The sequence below is a fragment of the Enterococcus wangshanyuanii genome, from assembly GCF_002197645.1.
Lineage (GTDB): Bacteria > Bacillota > Bacilli > Lactobacillales > Enterococcaceae > Enterococcus_L > Enterococcus_L wangshanyuanii.
In genome coordinates this window covers 2725372-2747980 of sequence record NZ_CP021874.1, presented here as the reverse complement: position 1 = coordinate 2747980, position 22609 = coordinate 2725372, and the positions used below count along the sequence as shown (strand labels likewise).

General features: G+C 37.4%; 28 protein-coding genes. All 28 read right to left on the bottom strand.

Translation table 11 applies throughout. The features are described from left to right. Positions 1 to 12 precede the first annotated feature (12 nt). Positions 13 to 648, bottom strand: coding sequence for a hypothetical protein (locus tag CC204_RS13715; protein WP_088270675.1), 636 nt, complete (start codon positions 646 to 648; stop codon positions 13 to 15). Continuing rightward, complete coding sequence (locus tag CC204_RS13710; protein ID WP_088270674.1) at positions 638 to 1789, bottom strand: baseplate J/gp47 family protein; 1152 nt, start codon at positions 1787 to 1789, stop codon at positions 638 to 640. The genes CC204_RS13715 and CC204_RS13710 overlap by 11 nt, the downstream gene beginning before the upstream one ends. After that, positions 1782 to 2129 carry a contractile injection system sheath initiator gene (locus tag CC204_RS13705; RefSeq protein ID WP_088270673.1) on the bottom strand — a complete coding sequence of 116 codons (348 nt, stop codon included), beginning with the start codon at positions 2127 to 2129 and terminating at the stop codon, positions 1782 to 1784. The genes CC204_RS13710 and CC204_RS13705 overlap by 8 nt, the downstream gene beginning before the upstream one ends. After that, on the bottom strand, positions 2126 to 2458 hold the full coding sequence (locus CC204_RS13700; protein WP_088270672.1) for a hypothetical protein: 333 nt from the start codon (positions 2456 to 2458) through the stop codon (positions 2126 to 2128). The genes CC204_RS13705 and CC204_RS13700 overlap by 4 nt, the downstream gene beginning before the upstream one ends. Beyond that, positions 2455 to 3285 carry a phage protein gene (locus CC204_RS13695; protein ID WP_088270671.1) on the bottom strand — a complete coding sequence of 277 codons (831 nt, stop codon included), beginning with the start codon at positions 3283 to 3285 and terminating at the stop codon, positions 2455 to 2457. The genes CC204_RS13700 and CC204_RS13695 overlap by 4 nt, the downstream gene beginning before the upstream one ends. Further along, positions 3285 to 3644 carry a phage baseplate plug family protein gene (locus tag CC204_RS13690; RefSeq protein WP_088270670.1) on the bottom strand — a complete coding sequence of 120 codons (360 nt, stop codon included), beginning with the start codon at positions 3642 to 3644 and terminating at the stop codon, positions 3285 to 3287. Before CC204_RS13690 ends, CC204_RS13695 begins: the two co-directional genes overlap by 1 nt. A 12-nt stretch (positions 3645 to 3656) precedes the next feature. After that, a complete protein-coding gene (locus tag CC204_RS13685; RefSeq protein WP_088270669.1) occupies positions 3657 to 4214 on the bottom strand; it encodes a LysM peptidoglycan-binding domain-containing protein in 558 nt (185 codons plus the stop codon). Then, positions 4214 to 9442, bottom strand: a complete 5229-nt coding sequence (locus tag CC204_RS13680) for a peptidoglycan DD-metalloendopeptidase family protein (protein ID WP_088270668.1) — start codon at positions 9440 to 9442, stop codon at positions 4214 to 4216. Before CC204_RS13680 ends, CC204_RS13685 begins: the two co-directional genes overlap by 1 nt. Beyond that, complete coding sequence (locus CC204_RS21200) at positions 9442 to 9588, bottom strand: hypothetical protein (RefSeq protein ID WP_157894292.1); 147 nt, start codon at positions 9586 to 9588, stop codon at positions 9442 to 9444. The genes CC204_RS13680 and CC204_RS21200 overlap by 1 nt, the downstream gene beginning before the upstream one ends. A gap of 28 nt (positions 9589 to 9616) precedes the next feature. Further along, positions 9617 to 9949: a hypothetical protein gene (locus tag CC204_RS13675; protein WP_088270667.1), complete on the bottom strand. Its 333-nt coding sequence runs from the start codon at positions 9947 to 9949 to the stop codon at positions 9617 to 9619. Between the two features lie 61 nt (positions 9950 to 10010). Then, entirely contained in the window at positions 10011 to 10409 is a 399-nt protein-coding gene (locus tag CC204_RS13670; RefSeq protein ID WP_088270666.1) for a phage structural protein, read from the bottom strand. Positions 10410 to 10427: 18 nt separating this feature from the next. Next, complete coding sequence (locus CC204_RS13665; RefSeq protein WP_088270665.1) at positions 10428 to 11420, bottom strand: DUF3383 family protein; 993 nt, start codon at positions 11418 to 11420, stop codon at positions 10428 to 10430. 13 nt (positions 11421 to 11433) lie between these two features. Further along, the gene (locus tag CC204_RS13660) at positions 11434 to 11886 is read right to left on the bottom strand and encodes a phage neck terminator protein (RefSeq protein ID WP_088270664.1); all 453 of its coding nucleotides are present in this window, start codon (positions 11884 to 11886) and stop codon (positions 11434 to 11436) included. Beyond that, positions 11879 to 12229, bottom strand: coding sequence for a hypothetical protein (locus CC204_RS13655; protein ID WP_088270663.1), 351 nt, complete (start codon positions 12227 to 12229; stop codon positions 11879 to 11881). The genes CC204_RS13660 and CC204_RS13655 overlap by 8 nt, the downstream gene beginning before the upstream one ends. Continuing rightward, the gene (locus CC204_RS13650) at positions 12229 to 12831 is read right to left on the bottom strand and encodes a hypothetical protein (protein ID WP_088270662.1); all 603 of its coding nucleotides are present in this window, start codon (positions 12829 to 12831) and stop codon (positions 12229 to 12231) included. Before CC204_RS13650 ends, CC204_RS13655 begins: the two co-directional genes overlap by 1 nt. Next, positions 12831 to 13172, bottom strand: coding sequence for a DUF4054 domain-containing protein (locus CC204_RS13645; RefSeq protein ID WP_088270661.1), 342 nt, complete (start codon positions 13170 to 13172; stop codon positions 12831 to 12833). The genes CC204_RS13650 and CC204_RS13645 overlap by 1 nt, the downstream gene beginning before the upstream one ends. 12 nt (positions 13173 to 13184) lie before the next feature. Further along, positions 13185 to 13574, bottom strand: coding sequence for a hypothetical protein (locus CC204_RS13640; protein WP_157894291.1), 390 nt, complete (start codon positions 13572 to 13574; stop codon positions 13185 to 13187). Between the two features lie 8 nt (positions 13575 to 13582). After that, positions 13583 to 14461: a DUF2184 domain-containing protein gene (locus tag CC204_RS13635; protein WP_088270659.1), complete on the bottom strand. Its 879-nt coding sequence runs from the start codon at positions 14459 to 14461 to the stop codon at positions 13583 to 13585. A gap of 22 nt (positions 14462 to 14483) precedes the next feature. Beyond that, positions 14484 to 14924, bottom strand: a complete 441-nt coding sequence (locus CC204_RS13630) for a structural cement protein Gp24 (protein ID WP_088270658.1) — start codon at positions 14922 to 14924, stop codon at positions 14484 to 14486. Next, positions 14925 to 16028, bottom strand: coding sequence for a DUF2213 domain-containing protein (locus CC204_RS13625; RefSeq protein ID WP_088270657.1), 1104 nt, complete (start codon positions 16026 to 16028; stop codon positions 14925 to 14927). It lies immediately after the preceding gene. A 16-nt stretch (positions 16029 to 16044) separates the two neighbouring features. Next, positions 16045 to 16275 (bottom strand): LysM peptidoglycan-binding domain-containing protein, encoded by a 231-nt coding sequence (locus tag CC204_RS13620; protein ID WP_227011155.1) that lies wholly within the window; start codon positions 16273 to 16275, stop codon positions 16045 to 16047. Position 16276: 1 nt separating this feature from the next. Further along, on the bottom strand, positions 16277 to 17071 hold the full coding sequence (locus CC204_RS13615) for a minor capsid protein (protein WP_088270656.1): 795 nt from the start codon (positions 17069 to 17071) through the stop codon (positions 16277 to 16279). Next, entirely contained in the window at positions 17061 to 18452 is a 1392-nt protein-coding gene (locus CC204_RS13610) for an anti-CBASS protein Acb1 family protein (protein ID WP_088270655.1), read from the bottom strand. The genes CC204_RS13615 and CC204_RS13610 overlap by 11 nt, the downstream gene beginning before the upstream one ends. A gap of 37 nt (positions 18453 to 18489) precedes the next feature. Further along, on the bottom strand, positions 18490 to 19119 hold the full coding sequence (locus CC204_RS13605) for a hypothetical protein (RefSeq protein ID WP_088270654.1): 630 nt from the start codon (positions 19117 to 19119) through the stop codon (positions 18490 to 18492). Positions 19120 to 19180: 61 nt separating this feature from the next. Next, a complete protein-coding gene (terL, locus tag CC204_RS13600) occupies positions 19181 to 20611 on the bottom strand; it encodes a phage terminase large subunit (protein WP_088270653.1) in 1431 nt (476 codons plus the stop codon). Then, a complete protein-coding gene (locus CC204_RS13595) occupies positions 20601 to 21320 on the bottom strand; it encodes a terminase small subunit (protein WP_088270652.1) in 720 nt (239 codons plus the stop codon). Before CC204_RS13595 ends, terL begins: the two co-directional genes overlap by 11 nt. An 18-nt stretch (positions 21321 to 21338) precedes the next feature. Next, a complete protein-coding gene (locus CC204_RS13590; protein ID WP_088270651.1) occupies positions 21339 to 21998 on the bottom strand; it encodes a hypothetical protein in 660 nt (219 codons plus the stop codon). A 204-nt stretch (positions 21999 to 22202) separates the two neighbouring features. Further along, the gene (locus CC204_RS13585; RefSeq protein WP_188634513.1) at positions 22203 to 22436 is read right to left on the bottom strand and encodes a hypothetical protein; all 234 of its coding nucleotides are present in this window, start codon (positions 22434 to 22436) and stop codon (positions 22203 to 22205) included. Between the last annotated feature and the right edge of the window lie 173 nt (positions 22437 to 22609).

Sequence of the window (22609 nt, the reverse complement as noted above, 5' to 3'; positions counted from 1 at the left end):
TTCAAGTACTATTTATAGTGGTAACTTGTAATCATCATCCGGCATAAATACACCACCTAAAGTTCCACCAGCTGTTTCATCAATGTCAGCAAATCCTTCATCGCTTTCTTCAATTGTTTTTCCTGATGCAAAAGAAAAAGTACCCTCCAGATTCACATACGCCATCCGTACGCCACCTGAACTGATACTCTCTGCGATTTGTAAAAATTGTGATACTGATAGACCTGACTTATTCAAGTAAGTTAGTGGAGCCTTTTTGATGATGATTGCAGCAGCTTCTTTTTCATCTTCTGTTTCATTTGCTGCAACAATTTGAATTTCGCTTGGCGGACAATTTAGAGACGTTGCTAATGCATGAAGCATTTTATCAATTGTTCCATCACTGCAATTTCTGGCTACTTTCCCCCTGATCAATACTCGATATACTTCATCAGGTGATTTCCCTCGAAACTGACCGACGTTTGCCCCTAGTTCATCTAAAGTAGAACCTTTTGCATTCTCTATATCTCTCCAAGTTGCTGTCTTTTCTAGCAAAGCTCTAACATGATCTATTTGATCTTCAAATATTAATAGTAATTTTCCGATATTAGATGCTTCATCTTTTTTGAACACATCTGGTAATAGTTTTGCCAGTTTGTTAAGTGACATCATCTATCACCGTCACATTTTCCAATTGAGCTTGTGCTGATTCATTTGGATCTAGCAAGATATCTTTGGCCAAAACATTATCAGCACTCAAACCTATTTTAATATCAGCAACAATAATACCAGGTATTTGATAAATCAAAGGGTAGATGTAGCTGAAACGCACTTCTTCACCCATCGTTAAATTGTTGATGTAGTTTATTACAGCTAACTTAACTTTTTCAGATCCTTCTTGTTCAAATTTTGGATCAGTTTTAAGTTCTACTCGAGTATAAATATTAACTGCCTTAGCATAGTCGAATTTAACTTCATGCTTAAAGCCCCCTAAATCCTCAACCTCTACTATTTGACCACCTACTGTATCAATACCAGCTGCTACACTTTCAAAGAGTGCTTTTCCTACATCTTCTTTTACACCGCCAAGAACATAGGCATGAATGGATTTAGGAGGATTGCCATATTTATCGATTTCCATTGATTTATTTTCTACAACACTAGCTGTTCTTATTCCATTAACGCTTAGTAATGCTGTCAAAATACCATTGATTGGCGGACCAGGATTCCCTCTCAAAGATAGACGGATTCTTTCACGATAAGCTTTGTCCGTTTCTCTCTCAGTTCCCCCTTCTGCTTTTTCAGGATTCGTTACTGATGTTAGTTCTTCTGTAGGTTCGACCTGTTTTGTAATCATATTCGCACCAACATTGTTTGCTGGCCCAAATTCTAATGAGATTGCTTTTCCTTTTCCATTACCGGCAGAATCAATTTTGACAACATCGATCATTTGAAACTGGATTTTATCTTCTGTGGAAAACCTTACTCCTTCAGTAATTACGTAATTAGGTTTTCCGGTGAATGACAACTCGACAATAGCAACAGCTGCTGGATTTCTAAGTATGCCATTGTTTGCTCCTAAGCGATCCAAAGAAACTCCAGTTGCTTGGCTGATAAAACCGCTGTGATAGATTCTCTCTGCTAATTCATAAATAAGAGAAAGGAACCAAGCAACGATTCTAAAAAGTATGCCTAAAACCGAATTGCTAGAAACATTCACATCTTCGCCGTACAGTTCTTTTGCTTTTTCTGACATGTCATAGATCAGCTCATTATAGCTTTTCCTTTTAAAACCATTTTCATCAAGCATTAGCCATCACCTCGATTTCGCGACCATCTGCTGCTATCATTCTCACACGCACAGATAAATCTCTATTGTTTTTTATGATTTCAACTTCATTAACACTGGCAACTCTTGGTTCTTGATCTGTTATTGCCCAAACTATGTCTTGTGAAAGATATTCTTCATTAAAGTTTTTAGCTAACATATTTTCATGACTCAATCCTAGTTCATCTTCTAAAAAAAATTCACCTAGTCTGATCGATAGAATCAGAAGAACGCTTTGAGCTAACTCATCTTCGCCATCAACCAGCTGCAAATCACTTTCAAATAGTACATCACCTGAACTAGACAAAACTAGATCCTTCATCCTATCACCCCCAAAATAACTGCATCGTTTTGACTATGCATTCTTTCGGAGGATAGAGAATAGTCGGCTGAACCACGAAAGTTATCTATATCACGATCACAAAATCCGACTAAGACAACTTTTCCATTTCCGATGTCTTCCTTGCAATGATTTAAAACTAATGCATTCAAAATCATGGCTCTTTTTCCTCCGTCAGATTTTAAAGCAATAGGTTGCACATTTGCTTTCTGTCCATCAATCTCAACGACGCGACATAGTTGCATCACGTTCAAATTTTTATTGATCCGCTTTTCAAAGTCCTTAAAAAAACGAGAATCAAAATCTTTCATGATACCACCTCACATGTAGTAGTGAAATTTGATCCATCATAGGAGTGCTGGCCATTTTTTACATAAAAGTTTCCTTTTACATTTTTTGAATCGATATGGACTGCTGTGCCTGTACTAATTTTATGTTGTAGCAAGCATTCTATCGACCATCCAGAATAATCACCGTTTTCTATTCGAGTAGGCTGACTGATCAATCCTGTTGCTGCGCTCAATTTCAAACGTTCCTTGTTACCTTCCTTGAAATTCTTGATTACAAGCTGTCCTCTCCGAAAATAAATTGATGTATCACATGCTTTGGCTACTTCTTCTAGTACACTCATTGCCTGACCGTCTGCAGTATATCCGGATCCATAAACTTTATTGTTTTTAAGTTTGATTTCTGAAATAGGAATTCCTGATTCATTTGCTACACGTCTAATTATCGTGTTAGCATCTGACCCTTTAGCAAAAGTGATATTCACTTCTTTATGATCGGAATAATCTTTTCCTTCCAAGAATGTAAATGTCGTAATACGATCAACACCACTAAGAACAGTCGGCTGCAGAGTAGCGATAGTACCCTGTGTAATAACACCATGACTAGTACCTGCATAACCAGCATGTATATAAACAGGATTTCCTTTTTTAATAAAATCAATGCTTTTTTTACTAAGGTTATACATAGTAACAGACACTTCCGAAGGTGTAGGCTCATCCGAAAATGGAGCAGTCATATGTATCTCGAAGCGATCTAGTCGCCCCGAATCTGCTCGAAATAATACGCGATTCTTTCCACTTTTATCATGCATTTCTATTTGTAACAATCGCATCCATTGTTGATCTGCCATTATTCTGAACCCTCCAAACTTGGCTCACTATAGTTAGGTGGTAAATCATCCATATAAAGAAAGATATCTACACCAAAATTCTGAAACGTTATTTCACTAGATTTCCCCGATTCATCCATTGGTACTAAATCAATAGAAGGAATCCGATCATCTACAATATCCCTCCAAAGTCGTTCATCTAATACTAATGCTTCACCGATAACAATAGGATCATTATCATAGCTAAAGAGATCAACTGTAAAAATATTTTCTGTCTTATTATAGTCAATACCTAAAATGTAATTGACATTGCCCAAAGGTATTTCAAACTTTTCAGGCAAACTATCTTTTTCGATTGGGATATACCCTCTTATAGACATCTACTCACCTCGCTATTTCACTCTGGCTCTTGCTCCAATTGGTATAAAACGATCTGGCCATTTATTCCAATCTCTTAATTGTTGGATGGATGTTCCGTATTGCTGCCACCATCCCCAATAAGTATTACCTGGTTGCACCGTCACATAGACAGCATTTGACGGCTTCACTGGTTGCTTAGCCACTGGTGGTTGAGGAATCTTTTCCCATATCGATTTAGCTATCCTGATTGGCTGCAGCGTTATAGTTACACCAAATCCATTTTTATATCGATCATACGATCTACTAACGTCTTGTATAACTGCATTTTTAAAATACATTCTCCCTCGATACGTAATCCATTTAACATTTTTTTGCCAATCAACTAATGTCGAATATGCTTTTTCAGCTGTAGAACCTTTTTCATCAAGAAGGAAGCCACTAACAGTGACTTGCCCTCCCATATACATCATGTTGTCTGTTATTGGTGCTCCAGATTCGACTGGATACTGAGAAACATTTGCCGAACTAGCATCGCCTTCAGAAGTATTCACCACGTATATTTTAGTATTACCAACCTGTATGAGCGCCATTAGACAACACCTCCTGTGCCGAAAATATTCAATAATTTAGAGTATTCCTCATCTAATACTTGTCTTACAGCGTCCTTGATACTACCAGCAACAGATGGTTCCGCATTACCTTTAATTTCCACATTGACCGTAGGACTAAAATTGATTTGTGGTGCTCCTTGTGCAAAAAGACTTTTCGTTTTTTCATGAGGATGTACTGTTCCTGCTGTGTCAGTTTCAAATAATTCAGGACCATTCTCACCAACTAACACTGTTTCCCCTTTTGTTGGACGACCACCTTTGGCATAGGCTTTAATCCTGTGACCTGATGGACCCCAACCGCTTCTACCGTATGGCAAATCAATTCTCCAATTGGAGTTGTTAAAGAATGCCAAAAGCTGATGGAATCCATTCATGATATTTTCATAGCCTCTTAGCTTGTAAGCATCGAATGTTTGAGGAATATATTGCAATAATCCTCGTGCTGGATTCCCGGATGCTGTGTTGACATCCCACACTGCACTACTTTGCACGATGCTTTGGTTACCGCTAGATTCACGTTGGATTTGTGCAAGAATACCATTAACCTCAGCATCACTAGCAGTTTGCCCCATTTGTTTAGCTGCTTTTCTAACTTGCGGTTCCCATCCACCAGAACCAACACTAGCTCCAGTTTGTCCATAAGTATCAGGGTTAACGTGTTTTCCATTAGCTTGTAACTCGTAATGGACATGCGGCCCAGTAGACCAGCCCTCACTTCCAACAGCACCAATAATTTCTCCGCTTTTTACAGTATCACCTGTTTTAGTGCTAACTGATTTCATGTGACCGTATAATGTTTCAATGCCTTTTGCTACTTGGATTTTAATTAAATTACCATATCCAGTTGCTCCGCCAGAATATGTTACCGTACCAGGAAATTGAGCTGGTAAAGGCGTTCCAGTAGGTGCAGCATAATCAATACCTGTGTGGAAATCACCAAAGAGTCCAGGTCTCGGACCATAAGGAGAAGTTCTTTGGAACGGCGCACCAAAATGTGGCGCATAAGCCCCAGCACCAAAAGAAGCTCCTTCTTCAGATGCAAAAAAGTCTTTGAATTCGGATAGTTTATTTTTGACCCAATCGGCACCACTAGTTTTGATTTTATTCATTGTGCCAAAACCAATGTCAGTAATTGTGTTGTTCTGTTTTTTGAATGGGTTATGTTTATCTACTAAAGCCTTGACTTGACCAATAGGATCACCTAACCACGCCTTAGCAGTTTCAACACCAGCTTTTACACCACTGACTACTTTACCACCTACATCTTTCGCTTTATCCCATGCTTTAGCCCCAAAATCTTTGGCTCCGTCTACAAGATCAGTTAGTCCATTCCCTTTGCCTTCTGCGAATCCCGGCAAGACAGAACCTGCACCCATACCACCATTTAAGACGGCCATTGTATCTTTATGATTTAAGATTCTCTCGCTAGATCGAACATGTGTCATTTCTGGACCATTAGAACCTAATATTCTAGTCTCTGAACGTGATTTATCATATGCAAGTTCGATACCTTCTTCACCAACAAATGCAGGACCTTGATATGATGTCATATCCCCTTTATACTTATTAGGAATTTTATTTGATCCTGATTTTGCAGAAGAATTAGATGATCCTTTAGGTTCCCATTTGGGTATTCTTGGAAGTCCAAAAAACTCTAAAACTGAACTTATCCCACCTGTAACAAGATTTACTGCCTTTGACAATCCAACCTTGAAGTTATCCCACTTGCTAAGCGTTTGTCCAGTTTCCCAGTCTACTGAATCTAAATGTCCTTCTGCTTGTTTTTGGGCTTGTTCAACAACACCGTTATGTGTTTCTTCTGCTGTTGCAATTGATTCATCTCGTGTTTGCTTTGCATTCTTTACAGCTTCTTCGTACTCAGCTTTACTGATTGATCCAGTGACATAGTATTCTTCATCAAGAATTTTTTTCGTTTCGTCATATTTTTCCCTTGCAGCATTAATCGAACCTTCTTTTGCTTTATATGATTGAGAAACTATATTAGCTGCTTGCTTAGCTGAAATTTCCCCAGTTGCATCTTTTAGATTCCCTAAAATAATTTTCTGTTCTTTAGCAGATTCTGATAAAGCTCCAACAGCATTTTTAGTTTGCTCTGAATTTAATTCTTTTTGTTCTTTTCCATATCGTTCTCTAATACCGCGCAATTCACTTTCGTTTAACCATTCATTTCTCTTGATTTCATCTAATTCTTTTTTGTTTAACTCTCTTCGCTCTTTACTAGCCCTTTCTCTAATATCTGAATTTCTTTTCTCGTATTTTTGAGTTACTTCAACTTCTTCTTGCCTTTGCTTTTCTAAAAGACTTTTTAAATCCTGATTTCCTTTTTTATATTTCTCAACTCTAATTTTAGCTAATTCTTCCTGTGACCTTTTCGCACTATCGACGGTCGATTGATCCAATGCACCTAAGCTTAAAAGTTTATCCATATTTTTTGATGACTTATCTTTTTTAGCATTTAGAGATTTAGTAACTTGAGATTCCATTGCATCATAAGTCTTCATTACATCTTGGAATTCGGCATCTGTCATTGGTTTACCAGTGATTTTAAGTTTCACTTGAGATTCTATAACTTTCTCTTGGTTAGCCATGTAAGAGTTAACTTTTTTAGCTGAATCTTTTGAAACATCCTTACTAGACTTTACTTTTGTATCAAACGGCTTTGCGAAAAAGTCCTGTGTTGCTTTGACAGATTTTTTTCCAATAGATATTGCTTGCTTAGCAGCTGAGTCTATACCAGAAACTAATGGTCCGATGAAAATATTATTCTTTGCACCTTCCCACATTTTACCCATAGTCTTAGAGATAGCTGGCCAATTCTTTTGAATAGATTTCCCCATTGCTTGCCCAAATTTCGAGCCTGCAAGTGTTCCTGCGATTCCTCCGACTGCTCCACCTATTGCAGTGCCAATACCAGGAGCAATTGCTGTTCCGATTAATCCACCTAGTTTGGCTCCAACTGCTCCGCCAGCTAGCATTCCACCAGAACCACCTAGTTTATCGCCAACGTTATTTTTATTCGTACCAATCAAATTGGTAGCTGCTGCGACATAAGCAATACCAGGTATAGACTTGCCTACTCCTTTTACAGCTCCGCCAACTTTGCTAACCGCTCCTACAGCTTTTGCTCCCATAGTTGCTTTACCAGCATGTTTAGCTACAGGTACAAACGCTTTTTCTGCCCCGACATTACCGCTAGTAAACCACTTTAAACCACCAGCTAATTTAGATGGAGTTTTTACTTTGCTTCTTTGAGCGATAAGATTTCCTGCATCATCTACTAAACTTCCAGCATTAACGGATTGAGTAGCTGATTGTGCAGAATTTCCAATCGTTTGAAATGCAAGCTTACTTTTAGTTGCTTCGGCAATCGATGTAGATCCAATTTTCTTAATAGCACCTATCAAACCAAAAACTTTTCCAGTAGCACCCATGATCGGCTTGCCAACTTTATTGAAAAGAAGTAGTCCACCTACACCAATACCAGCAAACTTAGCCATTTTTTGCATACGTTCTGGATGTTCTTCTGAATATTCTTTCAGCCATTTAAGAGGTGGCTTAACAACATTATCAACAGCCCACCCAAAAGATTTTAGAGCAGATATTCCTCCATCAATAAAACTAGGACCCATCGTCTTACCTAGTTCAGCGACTGTTGGAATAAAATCTTTCACAATGAAATCTTTTGCTCCAACAAGAACTGGTTTTGCATAGGTCGTGATAGTATCGCTAAAGAAATTGATACTTGCTACCCCAGCCTTTAAGAAGTGCGGTCCTAATTCTCTACCAACTTCTTTGACTGACGGAACAAAAGTATTAGAAAAGAAATTTTGCATATTAGAAAAAGCCTTCTTGGTAGGTGCCCAAGCCGGCTCTAAAAATTTACCTGTAGAATTTACAATATCAGGAAGCTTCTTAAATTGAGTAGCAAACCAAGCCATACCTGCTTGTATATGAGGTTTCGCTGGTGTCATTAACGTGGCCATAGTTCCGGTAACAGCAGATTTCATTGAATCTAATGAACCTTTCCATGTGCCTTTTAATTTTTCCATTACGCCACCAAGTGCTTGTGTTTCTCCAGCAATACCAGCAGAACCTTCTTGAATTCCTTTTACTATTGTAGCAATAGCCTTTCCTGACTCAATAGATCCGCTACTGATCTGCTTCTGCATTTCTTCAACTGTCGTACCTGCTTCATTTGCTAGAATTTTAAGTGCTGGTACACCCGCTTCGGTGATTGTATTCAATTGTTCGGTCGATACTTTCCCCATAACTTGCATTTTACCAAAGGCATTGGATAAGGTATCGATCGCTCCTGCACCTTTACCTGATGCAGCTGCTAAATCCCCGATAGCTTTCAACGTCGGAACAATATTCTGTTGCTCCATTCCATATGCAAATAGATTTTTAGCACTGGATGATAATTGAGTAAACGCATAAGGTGTTGTCTTTGCAAAGTCCAATATTTGATCCATGAAAGCTTGTGCTTTTCCTGAATCACCCATCATAACGTCTAAAGATAACTTCGCATCTTCGATTGCACTTAAACGATCAATACCGGCATTGAATAATGATCCTGCACCTGCAACACCTGCTGTAGCTAACAAACCACCTAATAAACCTTTCGCAACATTCAATGGTTTGTTTACACTAGTTTCTATAGATTGAGCAATTTTGCCCGTTGCTCCAGTAACTGAATTTGATAAACCACCAAATTTGCTAGAAAGATCAATGACATTATTTTTAGCAGATGTAATTGAAGACTTCATCTTTGTGCCAAGTGATCCAGCTGTATTGCTTGCAGTATTTAATGCAGATGTCATGCTGACGACATTTGATTTAGCTGACGTAGCAGAGGAACCAACACTGCTGAAAGCACTAGTCCCTCTCGATCCAAACTGCACAACATTGTTTGTACTAGCCTGCACAGCACTATTGGTTCCTCTAAAAGCTGATTGAGTTTTTGCGCCCATTTGAACAACATTATTCGTTCCTTGTTGAGCGGTGTTGCCGTATTTACTAATAGAATTAGTGGTGCTATTAATTGCAGAAGCCCCTTGATTAAATGCTTGTTGCATCTGACCAGACTTTGCAATTAATCTATCAGTTTCTTCATTTGCCTTTTGTAAGGATGAACCATTTATTTTCCAATCTAGTTCAATGACCGATTTTCTTAATGCATCCGCCACTAAATAGCACCACCTTTCATTAAACTAATTTTCTGATAAGCTACTTCATTCCAAATTGCTAATTGTTCTGCTGTAGCATGTTCTATTTCTTCCCTTGTTGCTATACCTGCGATAACAGGGAGCCAAAAGTGCATTTCTTTCTGCACCTTTCGCTCCGTTACACGTGAATTAGGACTAGTTAAGCAATCGACCAAGAAAGTTATCGGCTAAGCCCATTACCTCCCGATATCCTTCATGTTCATCCCAATAGTCCCAATCCGTTTTAGGTTCTACAATAACCGTATCCATTAATTGTTTGTTGTAAGCTTCATCTACAAAGATCCCAGCTGGTCCTTTTGAATTATCTAAAATTTGTTGTGCAGCTCTTACTCCTGGAAACTGGAACTTATATTCGATGCCATTTACTTCGTGGGTTTCTTGTTTCCCGAATTTATTGAATGGTCGTTTTTCCGCATCTGGAATATTGTTTTTTGCTTCCAATTCTTTTACTTCATCTTTTTTAGTCATGATATAATTCCTCCAAATTTTTGTTTTTTCATAATAAAAAGCACTTAGTAAAAACTAAGTGCTAGTTGTATTCGTGTTTGTAGTCTAATGCCTTGATTGTATATGATCGTGTTGGAACACCTTTACCGAAAGAACCGTCTGGTGTTTTCTCGATATAGGCTTTAGATGCCCATGCTTTTTCTGATGAATGAGTAACCGAGATAGGAAACTCTTTTCGACCATTAGCCAAAGCCATTAATTGCTTATTACAAGGTGAGTTTTGAGAAAGGTTGATCGTGAATGTTCCCAAGTTGTCGTTATTCTTCGCTGCACTAGATTGACCCTGTGCATCCGTTTGAACTTCAATATATGAGTTGTCTTTCGAGAAAGAAACCATATCCCCATCTTGGAACCCAAACATTACCACGTTGTCAATAATCGTTGATACTTCCTTAGCATCATAGGTTGTCATGCTTTCCATTATCTATATTCCTCCTTCTTAGACCTCAATTGTGCCGTAGACATCCACACTGTGGATAGCTCCAGATCGTTTGTAAGTAAATGATAAACCTTTGTAATTTCGTGCTGCAATATCTTCTGGATCAAGATCATCACGACTTAAAGCCGTTACGCTGTAATTACCGGCACCTGTTTCATCTACAATATCGATGATTCCATTATTAAATGCTGTTTCTAAAACATTAGCGACAGAACTTTCTAATAGTGCGATACCATTAGAGTCAAAAGTTAATTTATCTGTTGTTGATAACAAACGCTGCACATTCGTTTCTACATTCGATTTCACCCAATGATCACCATGTAAAGCATCGATGTATTCGCCACCAATAGTTTTTCCTTCTGACGTTTGAGGAATTCCACCTTTAGTAACATAAGCAATGCCATTGGCTTTTTCGATTGCATTCAAATCAGCGATTGTTACAGCATTTGCTTTAATTCCTACTAAACCATTGCGGAATTTCCAAGTCACAGAACCAACAGGTAAACTTCCTGTGTTACCGATCAAAGCAGCGTCTAAAGCTTCTTCTAATGGATGCACTAAGCCAATTGTTAAAGTATTGCCTTCGAAAACAGTCAATTCAGCTACTGTAGCAACTTGAACCACCAAGAACTTGAATTTATTTTCTTCAATCAAATTGGAAAGGGCCAATGCATTAGTTTCAGAGTATTCATCTAACAATGCAAAATGCCAATCATTGTAAAAGTAATTAGTTGCAGCTTCAGTGATCTTATCTTCCACATAAGAAACAATCGCGATCGTCTTTGGTTTGTTTTCTTGATCCCAAATCGCTTTGGCTTTCTTATATGCTGCTGTAGTATCAGCAAAATCTTTCTTCAATACTTCTAGGCTAGTATATTCTTTGTAGCCGGCTAAAGTCCCTTTGACAAAAATTGCTGGATTGCCTAAACCGACAATTGGTTGAGGATGTTGGATATCAATCTTGACATTAACATCTGAGATTTTTTCAATCATTTATTAATTCCTCCTAAATATCTATATTTTCAATTTCTTGTACTTTATCCACGTATGCATCACGCACTCGGAAGCGGACATCAAAGCCTGTTAAACGTTCATATTCTATACTGATAAAATTGTCTCTTTTACCGACCTTTGTTATCGATACAAGGATCATATCCTTCTCTTTTAACAATAGTTTCCCTTCAAAGCTAGTAAGATACTTTCGCAATCTAGTTGCTAAATTCAAGCCTTGAATGGTCGAATCTGTGTGACATTTTAAGGAGACAACCAACTCAAATTGCTCATTATCCACAATATCCACAGTTATTGGAAGATACGGTGACGGAATAGAATAAGAAAAGAATGGTCTTTTTGGTTGCGGTCCTGTTGTCGCATCCTCGATCAGTTCTTTTTCTGTTGCTACTTCAACAAGATTAATTAAGTTTTCAGCAAGCAAACCATAATCATAGGTATTATCCATTTTTACTCACCGCTTTCAGTCGATAGAGGTTTGTATCAGCATAGTGTTCACGAAATGGTTCTTCACTTTCGACTTTATATTCCTTACCCGCATCAATAATATGGGAGCCTAACGGGATGTCACCGACATAAGCCAGCTGTCGATCACTAGTCGTGAGTGTACCTCCACTCTGATAAATAGTACGATCATCATATGGGATAATCGCTCCTTTTGTTGCAACAGGTTCTTGATTATCTGGTACCCATTCACCCTTGATATATTTGCCCTTATTGCCAGTAGGAAGAATCAAAGTAAAATCAACTGCAAAAGCAGCAACTAGTGAAGCGAACATCATTTTTTCCATTATTGGCTCACCACCTTATATGTTACGGATTGTCTCAAACGCCCTGTATCAATCAGAGGATTACTTGAACCTTTGTTTTGTGTGGTTATTGGAGAGTTAGGCGGATCAGAAAGTTCTCTCATCGTTTTTTGAATGTCTCTTTGGATCCTTATACCTAACTTTTCAAAAAGTTCTATGGCAGTTATTTTGCCATTGATCAATTGCCCCAATAATCTGACCACAAAGTCTGACCAGCTCTTTTCCTGCTGATCAAACGTCGATCGAATGAAGGAACGCTCAGGAATGACCACTTGCTCTGCTAGCATATATGCAAATTCAAGTTGCTCTTTCCCTTTATTGCGTACTAAAAAAGCATGACCTTCTTTTGTCTTCATAAAAAACAAGTCAAAGTCACGCGGATTTTTATCTCTGTATTTTTTCCCTAAAGGAATGACTAGATATCTTCCTTTCGGTCTTATCGTGCATCCAAATTCATGAACATTTGCCAACATGGCCATAAATGAATCATCTTCACCGAATACACCAATTTCTAAAGAGTAACGGCTGAGATCATTCAATTGCTCTAATAGCTTAGGAATACTATTTTCATCCTTGATAATCATTAGACCACCACCAAAGTAATTCCATTGCTTGTGACATATTCATCAAGCATTCGGCGGTACTCTTGACCGTATACCGTACGTTTTAAGTCCGTAAAGGTGGAATGAAAGCCTGAATACTCTTTTTTCAGAGAACCGATTTGTTCCGACTTCGTGTTCTGGTTGTTTAGCACAGCCAAATGACAAGCCAAGAAACGACACGCTTTTTCCTGCATATTCTCTGGAAATTTCTTTGTAGAGACTTCTGTCCAAGCATCATCGATGAACAATTTAATCGCATCATCGCTTACACCTGTCAATTCAGCAGCTGTTAATCTCACATTTTGAACAGTACTTTTAGACAAATTAAAAACCCCCTAATTTTCTGGATCAACAATATCATCAGCTGGAGGGTTCTTAATTTCTTCAATTCGATTTTCTAGTTGATTAATGATACTAGTTCGTGGTTTTTTACTATTATTTTCATCTTGAATCCATTGTTCTAAAAGCTCCAGACTAAATGTATCTTGGATTAGTTCTGACGCTTCAGGAACTTTCATATCTGTAATAGAGTCTACAGATTTTCCACTTCCGCTGCTAGTAAATTCAATTTCTTTTGAATCAACTAGCTTCTTATTCAAAGCAAGACTCATATCTTCTTCAAATCGCTTAGAATCACTTTCATCTAGATTATTTACTCCCGGAATCAGCATAACTCCGCCGATATGACGGATGTAGTTACCATTATTTTTAACAATCATTATCATTTCACCCCCTAAATTCCATCTACTCTAATAATTGCATACGGTGTACGGATCAAAGCACCGCCGCAACGTTCTTCAAAAGGAACTTTCCACTTCATTGATGCATATTCTTCTTGATGACGTGTGATATCCATAGGAATCAAAATTTCACATGTTAAAGGTGTTACATCCATAATTAGTAAGCAGTCTGATTTTGCTGTTCCTTGGTTCTCTAAATCAGCAACAGGATCAATCGAACTGAACCATTTATGACCTTCAATCACTTGTAAAATAGTTCTAGGATCAAATTCACTGTAACGACGATTCAGCAATTCATATTGCTGTGGCGAAACCATTAATTTCAATTTTGCAGTACGATAACCAGGTATCGTCGTAATTTTGGCTCTAGCTTCACGAATCATTTCGACAATTTCTTCGGAAGTTGCATCCTTGAACTTCTTACTAGCATTCATAACTTGAATTCCATCGGCATTCACAACGCCTTTCAGCTTAACTGATTCATCGCCGACGAAGATCATGTTATTTTCCTTTTCTGAAATAGCACGTCTTGCAACATCGACTTTCGTTGTATCAACTGAGTTACCTGTCATTTGTGCTTGTCTAATTTCAGAAACAGTATAGCTAACTGCATCCGCAATTGAGTAAATTGGTTGATGATGACGAGTTAAGTCTGTGTCAACTAACGGAATATCATCAGAACCATTAGCAATAATTTTAGCAACTCCAGATCGAGTCATTACATAATATCCATAGGTTTCAGCACCTGGATGAACATCTGACTTAATATTGAAAATTGAACGTGCTACTAATTCTTCTTGTGGAGCCTGATAAATCGTCTTATCAATATGCTCCAAATCTCGTGCTTCTAAAGTTGTTGTTACGTTTGACATGTTATTTCCTCCCTGTTATCTGTTATGGTAAGTTAATTTTAATCACTACTAATCCACCAGCTTGTGCCGTCGATTCAAAGACACCTACAATAGGATCACTTGCAGTTGCAACTTTAAATCCCGTAGCTGTAGCTGCAGCTGGTTCAGATTCTTTAACATCTTCGCTAGCTTTAACCCAAATAGCACCTTTTCGCAAAATCGGCACTGGTTTATCGACTGTGTATTGTCCAACTTTTTCACCATTATCATAAGGAATTTCGTCAGAATAATTATCTGCCATAGCTACACCATAAAATCTGCCGTCTGCCAATACTTTCACTTTGTCTTCTTCTGCTTCAACTGGCGAACCAAATGGAATTTTTTCACTTGAAAATTTGGTGTTGACTTCTACATCTTGATAATTGGCACGTTTACCGATACCAAGTTCTTTTTTCATATATTTTTCAGGATATGGAATGGTCATTTACTTTTCCTCCTTTGAATTCATGTTCATTCTTTTATTTTTGAGTTTTTCTAGTTCTGCCTCTTTTTCCTTTTCTTTGTCCTTTGCATCTGTAAATACTGCTCCAGTGGTAAACCCTTTGTCTTTTGCAAGAGCAGACATAGAATCAAAATAGGCATTGATGTAATCATCAGATTTTCCATCACCTTTAAAGTCTTTATTTGCTTTGGTGATAACAGCCTCTTTTACCTCACGATCACTTTTACCGCTGAAATCAAAAGAATCCCCTAAAAATGATGTTGCTTTGGCCACTAAATCCACACGACCTTGAATCATTTTGTCTAAAGCATCACCTGTGATCTCTTTTTCCTTTGCTGCAGTTAATTCTGTTGTTAAGTTATCAACCTGTGCTTGTAATGCATCACGTTGCCCTTCAATGGCTTCCACATTACTTGCTTTTTGCTCTGCTGCATCCAGTTTCGCTTCCATCGCATCATAATTAGCTTTAATCACTGGATCAACTTCGTAATCCTTATTGTCAATTCTTAATACTGGCATGTTCGTTCCTCCTGATTGTTTATTGTCTTTACTATCTATCATGAAAGCCACAGAGTCACCACGAATAGCAACTTCTGGACCAGCACGACCTTCATCGACTAGTGCAATATGATTGATACGCATATTTCGCTGTACAGAATCATAATGCATTCCGTCATAAATGCCTTGTTCCTGTTTTACATCTGCTTGAAAACCAATACTAAGCTCCCTTTTCCCGTCACGAATTTTCTTAATGGTGTCTGAATCAGTAATAGTAAATGAGATAGCTAGTTTGTTATCCTTGATCGTTGCATCATTATGAGTCATACCCTTAGCATATTTACTGTAATTATCTATGGTTACAGGCTCATTAGGATGGTCATCGGTCATTGGCTTTGCGTTAGCAGAGACAACAGTAGCAGATGAAAACAGTTCTTCTGGAAGTTTAGCTTCCATCGATACTCCACCGTCAGACCTACGATAAGGAAAAACCCCTGGTCTAGTAATTGGACAAGCAGAGATCGTCAAATAGCCCCCATCCGTCTCTTTAAAGTCTTGGATGAGAGCTTTGTCATATCGAATGACCATATTTACACCTCAATTCTTACTCAACTACTAATTGCGTACCTACTGCAACATCTGGACTTGATAATTCGTTCAGTTTTAACAGTCGGTTTAAAGATAATCGATACTTAGTAGCAATTTCTGATAATGTTTCATTTTCTGATACAGTGTGAGTTGTTTTGCTAGGTTTTTCTTCCGTAATCAATGCAGCTTCAACGGTTTCTGTAACTTCTTTTTTCTTTGTCTCACTCTTAGTTGCTGACTTAGCCAATTTACATCCCTCCTTTCAAGTATTCCTCTATTTCTTTTTCATCTAGCGGTTCTGCAACACAACGGCATCCGTAATCAGTACCGGGCAATAATGGATCATCGGCATAATAATAGATTTTTCCATTCCGTTCGTGGTGTGATTGTCTTACACGTTCATCTCCACTATCTGACCAGATAAATGCAATAAGCCCTGCTCGTTGATGTCTTTGGGCGTTCATCTGACCCAAAATAGTGCCTGTTTGATCACGAGCGATAAATTGAGCTCGACTTTCTGTGATTCCAACTAAATTGACTAGTTCATCTCTCATGTCTTTTGATGATTGACCGCTAGTAACACCTCGATAGATGATTTGTTCAAACTTAGTTGTATATTCATCGCGAATGTTAGTAATGTAGCTGACGTTTTCAGCTATTTTACTTTTCATGTATTCCTTTAGCCATGACTCTTTTTCCAACGGATTAATACCTTTTGCAGATAGCTGAGAATTGACATTCGATTTACTGAAAGTATTAACGCCGTTCAAATATTTTGTGGCTATCTTATTGGCATCCGTATTGCCCAAAGCGCCTAAAGATAATACTTTAACTTTCTTTATGAGCTTATTAGCAACGTCCAGCAGTCCATCTTGTATAAAACGATCGTCTTTTTTCAGACGTTCCTTATCAATATCTGCTGATAAGGTCTGATCAAACTCATTTAAAGTAATTTTCCCAATCTCATTAATAAGATTTGAAATATTTCTTCCGTAACTTTGTTCGATTCTTAATGGATAGCGTGTTTTTACTCTATTTGCCATTGTTCCTGTCCTTTTGGTACTTCTCATAGACTATTTTAGCCATTGCTTCTAATTCATCCTCAGACAAGCTATCAGCGTTGAATTTTGATGTCTCCGTTACTCCAAAACGACCAAAACGGGCTTCACGTACCTCATCTGGATCATTGACACCTGTTTCGATGTAAATTTTATCCGTTTCGGCTGTTAATTTACGGATATCTGCATCCGTTTTGCTATCCACATTCCACAACGGATTGAATTCAATAGACCATTCGATAGAATCAGGATCAATAGGACCACCGCATTCATCTTCTGCCCACATTAATAACCTCATTAGATATTCTAAATGAGGTCTTAGTTGATTTTCCTGCATTGCTGCAATACGTGAATAATAGTTCATCACATCGTATTGGGCACCTGTTACTGTTCCACCTTCTTGCCCTTTTAATACAGTCTTAGGCATTCGTGCAGCTCCTGCTAAATAATCCCAGACAAAATCTAATAGATCACCGATGCCAGATACCTGAGAACTTTCTTTTCCTAAACTTTCTTCTGCATCTATAATTGCCAAAGCTTCAGTACGGAACTTGTAGTCCATTACCATTGCTAGCTCTACTTTTTCCTCTTTACTAAGTCCTGTAACATCTTTGGATTTAAAAACTTTGAAGATATAATCATAAAGAATTTGTCCCACTGACCAGATCGATGTATCAACAACCGTTAAGATGTCATAGAGATTTTCTAACAAAGAAGTACCCTCTAGTTCATCCTCAAATCGCATGTCTTGTTGATGTAAGACCCTAGAATGATGGACTTCGATTGATTGCTGTACTTTATAGGAATGTAGTAGCTCTACCTTTGTACTCTGCCTATTATTAATCTGAAATGACTCAATTTGCCCATAATTCGGACTAAATACATCTTCGTTTACAATCCTATTACTAATCTTTTTACCAGAGAAAGCACTTAGATATGGAATACTTTTTATAGATTTCGTATCTACTGGTTCACTCATTTCAAATTTATTGCTGGATATGATCCCAATACTGACAAATCCATCACCATATAATCGTTCATACATAAATAGTTTTTGCAATCTGTCTTTAGTTTTGAGTTGCCTTAGCTTAGATTCATACAAAGCCTTCAGCTTTTCATCTTCCATCTTGATTGTCCATCCGCTACGTGTTAGATCCTCAGCTGGAATATCAACAATATTTTTGGCCATTGAGTTTGATTTATAGAGATTTTCTAAGTCAGCAATAGAAAGCATCTTTGCTGCTCCTGGTCTTTGACGAGTAAGAGAATCTTTCCCATAGCCTTTACCATTTCCCACCATAAAATCATTGCGGAATTCTTTTCCGTCTAGCTTTAGTAACTTTGCTTGTTGTTTTACACTTCCCAAGTTCTCACCGCCTTAAATCAAAAATAAAGAAGCTTGACTAACGTCTAGCTTCCAGTTTATCAGCATATATTTTTTCAATAGAATTAATGTAACCTTCTATTTTTGGACCATTTGAACGATTTTCCATTTTGTGTAATTCATTTATATATTCTCTAAATCCGAACGTATCTTCCTGCATCTCCAAACCTCTTACTATTTGGTCTCTATTTGCAGCCTCAACAAATGCAACTATGTCAAACTCATCTTTAGACACATAAATCGAATGAGTAGCTAGAAGCATAAGCAGCTCATAAGTACAATTTTCTGTCTTTGGAATTTCACGTAGATCATTATAAAATTGTAGCTCTTCTGATCTTCTCTTCTCAAAATCAAGCATTTCTAAAGAGTTACTAATTTTAGTAATTTTTTCTTCAAACTCTTTAGATTTAGATAATAAAGTATTAATACTTTTGATTCCGTAGTTTTTTGTTAGTTCTTCCATGATCTCTTTCCTAGCTTCTTCTTTAGCATCAGTTGTAATCTTTTTAATTTGGTTACTTGATAGCCTCCACTGTAGAATTCCTACAAATACTAATACCACGCCTAATATACCTAAAAACCACATAAAATACCTATCTTGATTATCCATCATCACTCTAACGGACTCTACATATTGATCTCTTGTCAAATATATCACTCCTTTAGAATGATGATACCAAAATTTCAAGTGAAGTGGAAGCTGATACTTTTCATTCTAGATACCTCTCTCTCAAACTGGTTTTACCTGCCATCTTATTGAGCGCTTGTGTCATGCTATCAACATCATCGTCATTCTCTGCGTTAGGGAACGCTACTAGTTCTTCAACGTAATCATTAACCCATGGAGCAATCAAAGGATGTGGTAGATAAACGTTTCCTGCTTCCCAATAAGGAGCAACTGCATTAGCTCTGACTTCCTTACCTCCTTCTGGATTGATTGGAACAATACCAGAAATCTTTGTTTTTAGCATTTCAATTACTGCAGTACCATTAGCTTTATCCTCAATGTAAATTCCACGAGCTTTTGGCCATTTTGATGTCATGTGCTTAATAGCCTTCATAGTTTCGACAATTCCCATTCTTTCATGGTAACGATCAAGCAAATAGAAATCTGCTCGCTTCTTCCCCCATACTTGGCCAGAAACAAAGTCAGATGAATCGGTATCTTTAAATGTGCAATCCCATGATTGTGCTTGACGATCAAAAAGGCGTGGCAATATGATTACATCATCGCCAAGCCCTAGCTCTGTTTTCTTTTCTAAAGAAGGAACATAGAATTTAATCCATGAACGTTTGAACACATTACCACCAGCTGGTGTTGGTCGCTGCTGATAAAGTGCAGCCCAACCTCTTGATCCAGTGACTGCTTTCGTTTTGTTCGCCCATTCAACATCTTTACCTATTTCTGGAGCTAATGCTTCACCTGGTTCTCTGCCTAAGAGATCATTGTCCTCTGCGATCGCCGGTATCTTAATTTCTTCCCAAGGCAAAGTCATTTCTTTTAGCAGCCTGCCTGCTAGATCATCTTCATGCCAACGAGTCATGATAACAATAACGCTAGCATCAGCTGTAAGACGTGAGTAAAAAGTATCTTGCCACTCATTGTAGATTTTATCCCTAATAGTCTTACTCTCTGCTTCCGCTCTATTTTTGATCGGGTCATCGATGATTAGGAGTCTAGCCCCACGACCTGTGGCACCACCTAAGATAGACGTACTATAAAGCGATCCTAAATGACCTTCAACTCCCCACTCACTAACGGATGATGTCTCAGAACTTATATTCAAACCAAATAACGAATCAGAATACAGACGAAACTTTTCACGATTCTTTCGACCAAACTTTTTATACAGTTCTTCCGAATACGAAACAACCATCGCTAGACTATCAGGATTTCGCATCAAATAATAAGCTGGGAATGTTTCAGTGATCACTGTTGATTTTCCATGCTGTGGTGGAATCTCAATAATATAATATTTTTGTTCGCCATCTATAATTTTCTGCAATCGATCAGTGATGTATCTTTGATGCCGTAGCAGCTGCCATTGCTTCCCATGAGACAGAAAAAAGAAGTCAGCATAATATCGTCTAGCTAACTCCTTCAAGGCTTCATCTGCTATTGCTTCTAAGTCATGGACCATTAGCCAATCTCCTTAGTTCTTCTTCTGTTAATCCATCTAACGGATTGCCTACATTAACGGCACCACTATGTTTGATTTCATCGATTGCTTTAAACCCACCACGATCAAGGATATCTTGGAAGATAGATTTTTTTAGACTCTGCAGCTTTTCCCAATCCCTGACTTGTAAATAATACAACTCATGCTTAGACCGTTCATTGAATAGCTTTCTGCGTTCCTTTTCCAATTCGAAGGACTCCGCATCTAAATTTTCCACATGAGCTAACAATCCTCTTTTGCGTTCTTTTAAATCTGCCTTCCTTCCGTCTATTGCATCTGCAGCTCTTTGAACTCCAGCACGTTGATGTCCCAACTCTGAAAGCTCAAGAGAAATTTCATCAATAAGCGCATTTATCCGGATGATTTCGACTTCTGCTTCGTTATGCTTTTGAATTTTTTCTTCAGTATCTATCGCAATACCTATAAGCATAGCAAAACTACGCAAGCCCTCGTCTTTCATGCGCTCGCGTAGTCTTTTCATCTCTATTTTGATTTTTTCTTTAATGTAAACATTTGTCAGCAGCCTATGTCCTTGTTGCCTAGCCGTTTTTTTAGAATATCCAGCTGCTATTGCAGATTGAGTAGCATTAAAAGATTGTAAGTAAGAGTCAATGAACAGATCATATTGCTCTTTAGTTTTCTTTGATGGTTCTTTTATGTTACCCGCCATTGACTCCACCTCTTTTCTTTAGTCATTTTTCTTTATGAACTCATCACATTTCTTTAAATATTTTTGTGTCATTCCAGACATCTTCTCAAGTTGTTTATTATATTCTGGAGTTGGTTGTACTAAATTTGAATAATATACTTGGTTAATCAAATATGATATTTCTCTACAATATTTTTCGTTTTCAATAGTAAATTCATTACTTTTTATTGCAAATTTCATCGCCAAAATGTTCATTGTAATACTAGAGGTTACTAAACGACTAAGATTCTGTTTATATTCTAAAATTAATTTTTCGTCTTTTCCAATAAGTTCTATCATTTCATTCAACTTTTTCAAATAAGCTTTAGACGAACTACAAAGAGCAGAGTATTTAACTCTAGATGTTGTTTCACTCTCTTGAATAACTAATAAGGTCCTATAGTAATTGAACGAACTTATTATAGCAGCGTATTTCATTTTCATCTCAAAACGTTCAGTTAATTCTTGTTCAATTGAAATTACCTTAATCTCCATTTCTTTTTTTAAAATCTCTTTTTCTTTTCGACTGATTTTCCATTGAAAAAATGTTATGAATCCAATGAATGTCAATATTACTGTAACAAAAATACCTATTGACCATTGATAAAAGCTATACATTTGATCTAGATGATCCAATACTAATTTAGTTTCATTCGACATTTATTTCACTCCTTTAAGTCATTATACCTAATGAATCGGAGGAAATATACATTTATTCATTCTCTAAGTATTTTATCTGCTTCAATTAGCGTTTTTAAATCACTGACAGAAGTTAGCTTTATTTCACCGGCTTTTAAGCGCTGTAACCATTGAGCCATTGTTGTTCTGATAATCTTACGATATTGTTCATAGTCCTCAGCATTTTCAAATTCTTTTACTACTTACATGTTCTATTCTCCTTCTATGCTTATCATAATTTTGCTGTATATGATCACAACTAAAAAAGCCAAATCCTAAGTAAATCAACTTCATACCGTCAATTTCTTTGGGTTCCGCTTCATTGAAACATTCTATTAAAGTAAATTCTTTTTTTAATTGAGCTTGTCTTGTCTTTCCTCTCGGATAAGATTTACTTAAACTCAAATACCAGTAATTCATACACTCCCTTCCTTTCATTTTTATGTAGAAGTTATTTTTCTATGGACCTAAAAATAAAAAAATTCTGGATAACGCAATTATGTATGCGCACTCTCCTAGCTGAATGCGCATCTATTTAACGATGCTAGGTCGCTTGTCACTTTATCCTATTTCCGTAGGCTGACATGATTTCA